6 protein-coding genes are annotated in these 8831 nt (G+C 72.1%); 5 read left to right on the forward strand and 1 reads right to left on the reverse strand.

The annotated features are described in order from the left end of the window. Positions 1-77 precede the first annotated feature (77 nt). The 5 genes from NUG21_RS00920 (at position 78) to bphP (ending at position 7286) form a co-directional block, all read left to right on the forward strand. Complete coding sequence (locus NUG21_RS00920) at positions 78-470, forward strand: YchJ family metal-binding protein (protein ID WP_160948438.1); 393 nt, start codon at positions 78-80, stop codon at positions 468-470. Positions 471-737: 267 nt separating this feature from the next. Next, positions 738-3014: a lytic murein transglycosylase gene (locus NUG21_RS00925; protein ID WP_263392030.1), complete on the forward strand. Its 2277-nt coding sequence runs from the start codon at positions 738-740 to the stop codon at positions 3012-3014. A gap of 386 nt (positions 3015-3400) precedes the next feature. Next, a complete protein-coding gene (locus NUG21_RS00930; RefSeq protein ID WP_263392031.1) occupies positions 3401-4651 on the forward strand; it encodes a TCR/Tet family MFS transporter in 1251 nt (416 codons plus the stop codon). A gap of 134 nt (positions 4652-4785) precedes the next feature. Continuing rightward, positions 4786-5385: a biliverdin-producing heme oxygenase gene (locus tag NUG21_RS00935; protein ID WP_263392032.1), complete on the forward strand. Its 600-nt coding sequence runs from the start codon at positions 4786-4788 to the stop codon at positions 5383-5385. Further along, on the forward strand, positions 5382-7286 hold the full coding sequence (gene bphP / locus NUG21_RS00940; RefSeq protein WP_263392033.1) for a bacteriophytochrome BphP: 1905 nt from the start codon (positions 5382-5384) through the stop codon (positions 7284-7286). Before NUG21_RS00935 ends, bphP begins: the two co-directional genes overlap by 4 nt. A gap of 21 nt (positions 7287-7307) precedes the next feature. Here the strand turns inward: bphP and NUG21_RS00945 are convergent, their stop codons facing one another. Further along, on the reverse strand, positions 7308-8486 hold the full coding sequence (locus NUG21_RS00945; protein WP_263392034.1) for a benzoate/H(+) symporter BenE family transporter: 1179 nt from the start codon (positions 8484-8486) through the stop codon (positions 7308-7310). Between the last annotated feature and the right edge of the window lie 345 nt (positions 8487-8831).

Here is an 8831-nt window from a genome sequence, read left to right on the forward strand (position 1 = left end):
GGCCGCAAGCATAGCTGCCACCGGCAACGGTGCGCGCGCGGCGTGCGCGATGGCGCGCCAGCCGGCACAATCGGCACATGCCACCGTCCGCCCCGCGCCTTGCCGATCCCTGCCCCTGCGGCCGTCCGCGCGACTACGCGCAGTGCTGCGGGCCGTACCACGCCGGCGCCCCTGCGCCGGATGCCGAATCCTTGATGCGGTCGCGCTACAGCGCCTACGTGCGCTGCGACGCCGATTACCTGCGCGCGAGCTGGCACCCGTCTACCTGCCCGCCGCAGGTGGAGATCGACCCGCGCACGGTCTGGCTCGGCCTCACCGTACAGCGGGTGCTGCAGACCGGCGCCGACAGTGCCGAGGTCGCGTTCCTGGCGCGCTATCGCATCGGCGGCGGCAGCGCCGTGCGCATGACCGAGCACAGCCGCTTCGTGCGCGAGGACGGGCGCTGGTATTACCTCGACGCGCTGGACTGAATCGGCGCCCGTCGCGCCGGTGGTGCGCAGGCCCGCACACCACGGTTCGTTGGCGAGGACGGGCGCGCTGCTCCTCGTCGTTCCGAACAGCCTGCCGCAGCATCCGAACGCCGCGCGTCTCCGGGCCGCGGCGGGATGTCGCGCGATCTGCCGGCGAAGCCACGCTCGGAACACCTTGCCGGCCGCGTGCCGCCAGCACCGCGTGAGCGGAGTGCACACGCGGCGGTTGTTTATGATGTCGGCCCTGCCGTCGGCGAGGATGTTGCGATGATGCGTTTGGCCTGGATCCTGCTGCTGGCGGCGCCCTGCGCGCTCGCGCAGACCCCGCCCGCAGCGGCGCCGTCCGCGCCCGATCCGGCGTTCGCCACTTGCGTGGCCGGCTTGCGCACGGCCGCGGCAAAGGCGGGCGTCGCCGAGGCGTCCTTCGATCGCTTCACCGCCGGGCTGCAGCCGGATCCGAGCGTGCTGCCGCTGCTCGATGCCCAGCCCGAATTCACCACGCCGATCTGGGACTACCTGGCCGGCCTGGTCGACAGCCAGCGCATCGACGACGGCCGCGCCATGCTCGCCGCACACCGCGACCTGCTCGCGCAGGTGGCGCAACAATACGGCGTGGACCCGGAGACGGTGGTCGCGGTGTGGGGCGTGGAGAGCGACTACGGCCGCATCTCCGGCAAGCGCCCGCTGCTGGTGTCGCTGCTGACCCTGTCCTGCGAAGGCCGCCGCCAGCCGTTCTTCCGCAGCGAACTGTTCGCGCTGCTGAAGCTGCTGCAGGCCGGCGACCTGCGCCCCGAGGGCCTGACCGGGTCCTGGGCCGGCGCCTTCGGCCATACCCAGTTCATGCCCAGCACCTACGCCCGCGTCGCCGTGGACGGCGATGGCGACGGCCGCCGCGACCTGGTCGCCAGCATTCCCGACGCCCTGGCCTCCACCGCCAACTACCTCAAGCTGGCCGGCTGGCAGAGTGGCCAGCCGTGGGGGCTGGAAGTGAAGCTGCCGGACGGTTTCGACCCGGCGCTGGCCGGGCGCACCCAGCGCCGGCCGCTGTCGGACTGGCGCGCGCGCGGCCTGACCGCCGCCGATGGCAGCGCGCTGCCGGCGCTGCCGGCGCAGACCCCGGCGGCGGTGCTGATCCCGGCCGGCGTGCACGGCCCGGCGTTCCTGGTGTTCCGCAACTACGACGCGATCTACGCCTACAACGCCGCCGAAAGCTATGCGCTGGCGATCGCGCTGCTGTCCGACCGGCTGCGCGGCAAGCCCGGGCTGGTCGCGGCCTGGCCGACCGACGACCCCGGCCTGGGCCGACCGGAGCGGCGCGAACTGCAAACCTTGTTGCTGGCGCGCGGCCACGCCATCGGCCAGGCCGACGGCGCCATCGGCACCGCCACCCGCCGCGCGATCCAGGCCGAGCAGCAGCGCCTGGGCCTGCAGCCGGCGGACGGCCGCGCCGGGCAACGCATCCTCGACGCGCTGCGCCGCGAGGCCGGCGGCGCGCCCGCGGCCCCCGTGCCGCCACCGGCCGCGCCAACGCCGCCTGCGCCGGCGGCGTCACCGGAACCCGCACCGGCACCTCCACCGACACAGACGCCGTTCGGCGGCACGCCGCCCACCGCATTCCAGTTGCCGGCCGCCTACCCGGCCTTCGCCCAATCCCCCGCGCCACGGAGCATCCACCCCATGTCCGACGTCCCCGGCCTGAGCACAGGCGACTTCCACGGCTACCCCTCGCTGCTGGTGGAGACCCCGCAGTCCACCGCCGCGATCAGCCTGTTCGGCGGCCAGGTGCTGTCGTTCGTGCCCAAGGGCGGCACCGACGCGCTGTGGCTGTCGCCGAGCGCGCAGCCCACGCCGACCCCGATCCGCGGCGGCACCCCGGTGTGCTGGCCGTACTTCGGCCGTCAGGGCCAGAGCGATGCCGTGCCCGCGCACGGCTTCGTGCGCACCGTGCCGTGGCAGGTGCAGGACGCGCGGCGCGAGGCCGATGGCAGCCTGGTCCTGACCCTGGCGCCGCCCGACTTCGACGACCTGCCACTGCGCCTGCACATGCAGCTGCGCATCGGCGCCACCCTGGAGCAGCGCCTGGTCACCGACAACGTCGGCACCGCGCCCGCCCGCTTCACCCAGGCGCTGCACAACTACTTCCGCGTCGCCGACGCCACCCAGGTGCGAGTGCAGGGCCTGGACGGCCTGGACTACCTCGACAAGTTCGAGAACTACGCCACGCCGCATCGCCAGCACGGCGACTGGAGCCTGCAGGACCCACGCGATCCCGGCCGCAGCGACCGCATCTACACCGGCGCCGGCGGCCGCTACACCCTGCTGGATCCGGGCCTGCAGCGCCGCATCGAGATCGCCACCACCGGCAGCCGCACCCTGGTGGCCTGGAACCCGGGCGAGGCCGGCGCGCAGAAGATGGCCGACGTCGGCCCGCACTGGCGCCAGTTCGTGTGCCTGGAAGCGGCCAACGCCGGGCCCGAGGTGATCGACCTGGCGCCGGGCGCCCAGCACGTGCTGCAGCAGACGATTTCCGTCATGGCGTTGTGACCTCGGCCGGACGGCGGCACCGCCTGCCCCGGCCGGGCGGTCGGCATTGGTGACGGCCCCGCCGTAACTGCTGCGTCGCCGCGCCTCGGTGGCACGAGTGGCGCCGCTGCCTTCGCCGGACCCTCACCCCCGACCCCTCTCCCGGCGGGAGAGGGGAGCCGCTCGGGGTAGAGGGCCTCAGTTCCGGGTCGATCCGCCCAGCCGCGACGCGGTTGTGGGAGGGACTTCAGTCCCGACGCGACGACCTCCGCCGCTCGCGACTGGAAATCGCGCCGACCGCACCCAGCCAAGCCCCCGCGAGGTGGCAGGCAGGCGGCGCTCTCCACTCGGCCTCCCGCACCCGCAGCGGTGCCGATTACACTGCCGCGTCCGCCAGGAGGCCTGCCGTGCACGCTCCGACTCCCGCCATCCGCTCACGCCGTGCCGCGGTCGCCTTCATCTTCGTCACCCTGCTGATCGACGTGCTGTCCTTCGGCGTCATCATCCCGGTGCTGCCCACGCTGGTGCGCGACTTCACCGGCGGCGATTTCGCCGCCGCGGCCCGGTGGGTCGGCTGGTTCGGCTTCCTGTTCGCCGCGCTGCAGTTCGTCAGTTCGCCGCTGCAGGGCGCCCTGTCCGACCGCTACGGCCGTCGCCCGGTGATCCTGGCCTCTTGCCTGGGGCTGGGCGTGGACTTCATGGTGATGGCGCTGGCGCAGAGCCTGCCGGTGCTGCTGCTGGCGCGCATGGTCTCCGGCGTGTTCTCGGCCAGCTTCACCTCGGCCAACGCCTACATCGCCGACATCACCCCCGCCGACAAGCGCGCCCAGGCCTACGGCATCATCGGCGCGGCGTTCGGCGTGGGCTTCGTGGTCGGCCCGCTGCTGGGCGGCTGGCTCGGCAGCCTGCATCTGCGCGCGCCGTTCTGGTTCGCCGCCGGGCTGGCCCTGCTCAACTTCCTCTACGGCCTGTGGGTACTGCCCGAATCGCTGGCGCCGGAACGGCGCACCGCACGCGTGGACTGGGCGCACGCCAATCCGTTCGGCGCGCTGCGCCTGCTGCGCCGCTATCGGCAGGTGTTCGCGCTGGCCGCGGTGATCTTCCTGGCCAACCTGGCGCACTACGTCTACCCGAGCATCTTCGTGCTGTTCGCCGATTATCGCTTCGGCTGGGGGCCGAAACAGGTCAGCTGGGTGCTGGCGCTGGTCGGCGTGTGCAGCATCGTGGTCAATGCCGTACTGGTGGCGCGGGTGGTGCGCCGCTTCGGCGAGCGCGGCGCGCTGCTGTTCGGCCTGGGCTGCGGCGTGATCGGTTTCGCCATCTACAGCGTGGCCGGCAGCGGCGCGCTGTTCCTGCTCGGCGTGCCGATCAGCGCACTGTGGGCGGTGGCCGGGCCGGCGGCGCAGGCGATCGTCACCCGCCACGTCGGCGCCGATGCGCAGGGCCGCATCCAGGGCGCGCTGATGAGCCTGGTCAGCCTGGCCGGGGTGATCGGGCCGCTGCTCTACGCGTGGGTGTTCGCCGCCTTCATCGGCCCGCGCGCGCTGCTGCATTTCCCCGGGGTGCCCTGGCTGCTGGCGGCGCTGCTGCTGGGCAGCGGCTGGATCGTGGCCTGGCGCCGCGCGCGGGTGCCGGCCGCCACGGTGGCCGGCGGCTGAGGCATGAACGGCTCAGTTTGCGTGCGCACGGGCGGCGTGGCCCGCGCGGCCTCGCCTGGCACCGCGCGGCCGCGATTGTTACGCTGTGCCCTCTCTTTCGTCGCGGCCGGCCGGCTGCTGTACCAGTCGCCTGCATGATGTCCCCTCCCGACGGAACCGCCCTGCCGTTGACCGCCTCGCGCCTGCTGCGCGACGCCACCGCGCAGCAGCACCAGGCCGTCGAAGACCTGCCGGCGATGCGCGCCTTGCTGGGTGCCACCCTCTCGCTGTCCGCCTATGCGCACGTGCTGCGCCGCCATCACGCGGCCCTGGCCGGCTGGGAGCGCCAGGAGGCGGCCTGGCTGCGCGACTGCGGCGATGCGCAGTGGCAGTACCAGCCGCGCGCGCCGCTGCTGGCGCAGGACCTGCACGCCCTGCAGGCGTCGCCGCCCGCGCTGCAACCGGTGCCGCCGGTGTCGGCCGAGGCCCAGCGCTGGGGCATGCTGTACGTGGTCGAGGGCTCGCGCCTGGGCGGGCGGGTGATCGCCCGGCAACTGCGGCAGACCCTGCCCGCGGCCGCGCCGGCGCTGTCCTATTTCGAGCTCGGCCATGCCGATCCGGCCGCCTGGCGGCACTTCCAGCACCGCCTGGAGCGGGCCTTGCCGACCGTGCCCCTGCAGCAGGCCGCGGTCGATGGCGCCCGCGCCATGTTCGCGCACTTCCATACCCATTTCGCCCTGGAGATCGCCGCATGAGCGACATCGTCGTGCCCCTGGACATGGACGCATGCGCACGCGAACCGATCCATATCCCCGGCTCGGTGCAGCCGCACGGCGTGCTGCTGGTGATCGAGCCGCGGGATGGCCGCATCGTCCAGGCCAGCGCCAGCGCCGCCGACCTGTTCGGCCGGCCGCTGGACGACCTGCTCGGACAGCCCTACAGCGCCCTGCTGACGCTGGAGGATCCGCGCACGCGGTTGCTGCCCGACGCCGCCGAGCGCAGCGATCTGGCCTATGTCGACGTCGGCATCAAGGGCGCCGCCGCGGCGCAGCGCTGGGTCGGTGCCTGGCATCTGTATCCGGAGCAGTGGCTGCTGGAACTGGAGCCGCGCGACGCGCCGCTGGCCGACGCCACCCTGCGCGAAGCGCTGCCGGTGCTGCGCCGGCTGGAGACCGACCAGAGCATCGAGGACGCCTGCCAGCGCGCCGCCAAGAGCCTGCGCAGCCTGATCGGCTACGACCGGGTGATGATCTACCGCTTCGACGACGACTGGAACGGCGACGTGGTCGCCGAGGCGCGCGCGGCGGAACTGGAGCCGTATCTCGGCCTGCACTATCCGGCCACCGACATTCCGGCGCAGGCCCGCGCGCTGTACCTGCGCAACCGCGTGCGCCAGATCGCCAACGTCGGCTATGTGCCGTCGCCGATCCAGCCCACGCTGCATCCGCGCCTGCGCGCGCCGGTGGACCTGAGCGACGTCAGCCTGCGCAGCGTGTCGCCGGTGCATCTGGAGTACCTGGCCAACATGGGCGTCACCGCCACCCTGGTGGCCTCGATCGTGGTCAACGACGCGCTGTGGGGGCTGATCGCCTGCCACCACTACCGCCCGTACTTCTGCAACCACGAGATGCGCGATGTCGCCGATGCGGTGAGCCGCGCACTGGCCGGGCGCATCGGCGCGATCACCGCGGTGGCGCGTGCGCGCACCGAGTCGGTGCTGCTGACCGTGCGCGAGAAGTTGATCACCAACTTCAACGACGCCGACATGCTGACCGCGTCCATGCTCGACGAAATGGCCTCGGACCTGCTCGACGTGGTCGATGCCGACGGCGTGGCCGTGTTCCACGGCGATCACGTCACCCGCCACGGCATGCTGCCGGCGACCGCGGACCTGGCGCGGATCCGCGAACAGATCGAGTCCACCCATCACGAAGCGCTGCGCCACGACGCGGTCGGCGCGCTGCACTCGGACCAGATCGGTCAGACCTTCCCGGCGCTGGCCGATCTGGCCCCGCTGGCGGCCGGCTTCATCTTCGTGCCGCTGATGCCGCAGGCGCGCAGCGCCTTGCTATGGACCCGCCGCGAACAGATACGCACGGTCAACTGGGCGGGCAATCCGCAGTTGGCCAAGCTGCAGGACATCGCCGGTTCGCGGCTGTCGCCGCGCAAGAGCTTCGAGCTGTGGCAGGAAACCGTGCGCGGCCGCGCGCAGCCCTGGTCGCCGATCAGCCTGGAGTCGGCGCGCAGCCTGCGGGTGCTGATCGAGTTGATGGAGCGCAAGCGCTTCCAGCAGGACTTCGCGCTGCTGGAGGCTTCGCTGTCGCGGTTGCGCGAGCCGGTGGCGATCGTCGAGCGCGGCGAGGGCGCGCGGCGCAGCCGCCTGGCCTTCGTCAACGAGGCCTTCGCCGCGCTGTACGAGCGCGAGGTCGCCGAGCTGATCGGCTGCGACCTCGAGCGCCTGTACGCCAGCGATGCCGTGCTGGCCGAGACCCAGCGCATCGACACCCTGCTGCGGCAAGGGCGCGCGGCCTACGTCACCCTGCCGCTGCGCGTGGACGGGACCACGGCCGTGCACCGCCAGTTCGACTTCGAACCGCTGCCCGATCACTCCGGCGTGTCCAGCCACTGGTTGCTGCAGCTGCGCGATCCGCGCTGAGCCATCGCCCGCGGCGCACGCTCAGCGCGTGCGCCGCCACAGCGCTAGCGTCGCCGCGCCGGCCAGCAGGCCCCACAGCGCCGCGCCGATGCCGAACAGCGACAGGCCCGAGGCGGTGACCAGGAACGCGATCAGCGCCGGCTCGCGCTCGTGTTCCTCGCGCAACGCCGAGGCCAGGCTGTTGCCGATGGTGCCGAACAGCGCGATGCCGGCGATCGCCATCACCAGTTCCTTGGGAAAGGCGGCGAACAGCGCCGCCACCGTGGCGCCGAACACGCCGATCAGCAGATAGAAGACCCCGGCGAACACCGCGGCCATGTAGCGCCGCTGCGGATCTTCCTGCGCCTCGCGGCCCATGCAGATCGCCGCCGTGATCGCGGCCAGGTTCAACCCGTAGGCGCCGAACGGCGCCAGCACCGTGTTGACCACGCCGATCCAGCCGATGGTCGGGGAGATCGGCACCGCATAGCCGGAGGCGCGGATCGCCGCCACGCCTGGCAGGTTCTGCGAGGTCATCGTCACCACGAACAGCGGCAGCGCGATCCCGAACAGCGCCTGCCACGACAGGGTCGGCCACACCAGCACCGGCTGCGCCAGGTGCAGTTGCGCCGCTTCCAGATGCAGCGCGCCGTTGCCTGCGGCCACTGCGATGCCGACCAGCAGCGTGGCGATCACCGCATAGCGTGGGAAGGCACGGCGCCCGAGCAAGTAGGTGGCGAACATCGCCAGCGCCATGCCGAGCTGGTGCTGCATCGCCACGAACACGTCCAGGCCGAAGCGCAGCAGCACCCCGGCCAGCATCGCCGAGGCCAGCGACAACGGGATGCGCCGCAGCAGACGTTCGAACAGCCCGGAGAAACCGGCGAGCGTGGACAACACCGCCACCACCACGAAGGCGCCGATCGCATCGGACAGCGGCAGGCCGCCGCCGCTGCCGATCAGCAGGGCGGCACCGGGCGTGGACCAGGCGGTGACCACCGGCATCCGGTAGCGCAGCGACAGCCCGATGCAGGTCAGGCCCATGCCCAGCCCCAGCGCCCACATCCACGAGGCGATCTGCGCCTGCGAGGCGCCGACGCTGCGCGCGGCCTGGAACACGATGGCCGCCGAACTGGTGAAGCCGACCAGCACGGTGACGAAGCCGGCGATCAGCGCGGGCAGTGAAGCGTCGCGCCAGAGCGAGCGTGCAGCAGAAGTCATGCGGAATCCCGTCGTGGAGCGCAGGCTGCATTCTCGGCCAAATGCCGGCGGTCGGCCGCGCCGCGTCCGCGCGTATAGAGAGAAGAGCGCGGGGCAGCGACGGTGCTGCAAGGCGATCGCAAAAAAACGGTTGACGTTTTTTTTCGTGCCATTAAACTGCGCGGCCCGCTACGCAACTGCCGAGCTTCGGCGCGACAGAGGCAAGCGGGGCCGGAAACACCTAGCGAACATCGGGTGTTGACAGCGTGAAAAAGTCGGCTAATATGGCCGGCTCGCTTCGAGGAAAAGCCTTCGGGTTTGGACGAAGAAGCGGCGTCAACCACCTGATCAAAAAGGTGTTGACGG

Origin of the sequence: Xanthomonas sp. CFBP 8445 (genome assembly GCF_025666235.1) — a bacterium.
Taxonomy (GTDB): domain Bacteria; phylum Pseudomonadota; class Gammaproteobacteria; order Xanthomonadales; family Xanthomonadaceae; genus Xanthomonas_A; species Xanthomonas_A indica.

Bases quoted from the DNA above. Each gene is read 5' to 3' on its own strand.
- NUG21_RS00920 (WP_160948438.1), top strand. From the start codon at position 78: ATGCCACCGTCCGCCCCGCGCCTTGCCGATCCCTGCCCCTGCGGCCGT.
- NUG21_RS00925 (WP_263392030.1), top strand. From the start codon at position 738: ATGATGCGTTTGGCCTGGATCCTGCTGCTGGCGGCGCCCTGCGCGCTC.
- NUG21_RS00935 (WP_263392032.1), top strand. From the start codon at position 4,786: ATGATGTCCCCTCCCGACGGAACCGCCCTGCCGTTGACCGCCTCGCGC.
- bphP (WP_263392033.1), top strand. From the start codon at position 5,382: ATGAGCGACATCGTCGTGCCCCTGGACATGGACGCATGCGCACGCGAA.
- NUG21_RS00945 (WP_263392034.1), bottom strand. From the start codon at position 8,486: ATGACTTCTGCTGCACGCTCGCTCTGGCGCGACGCTTCACTGCCCGCG.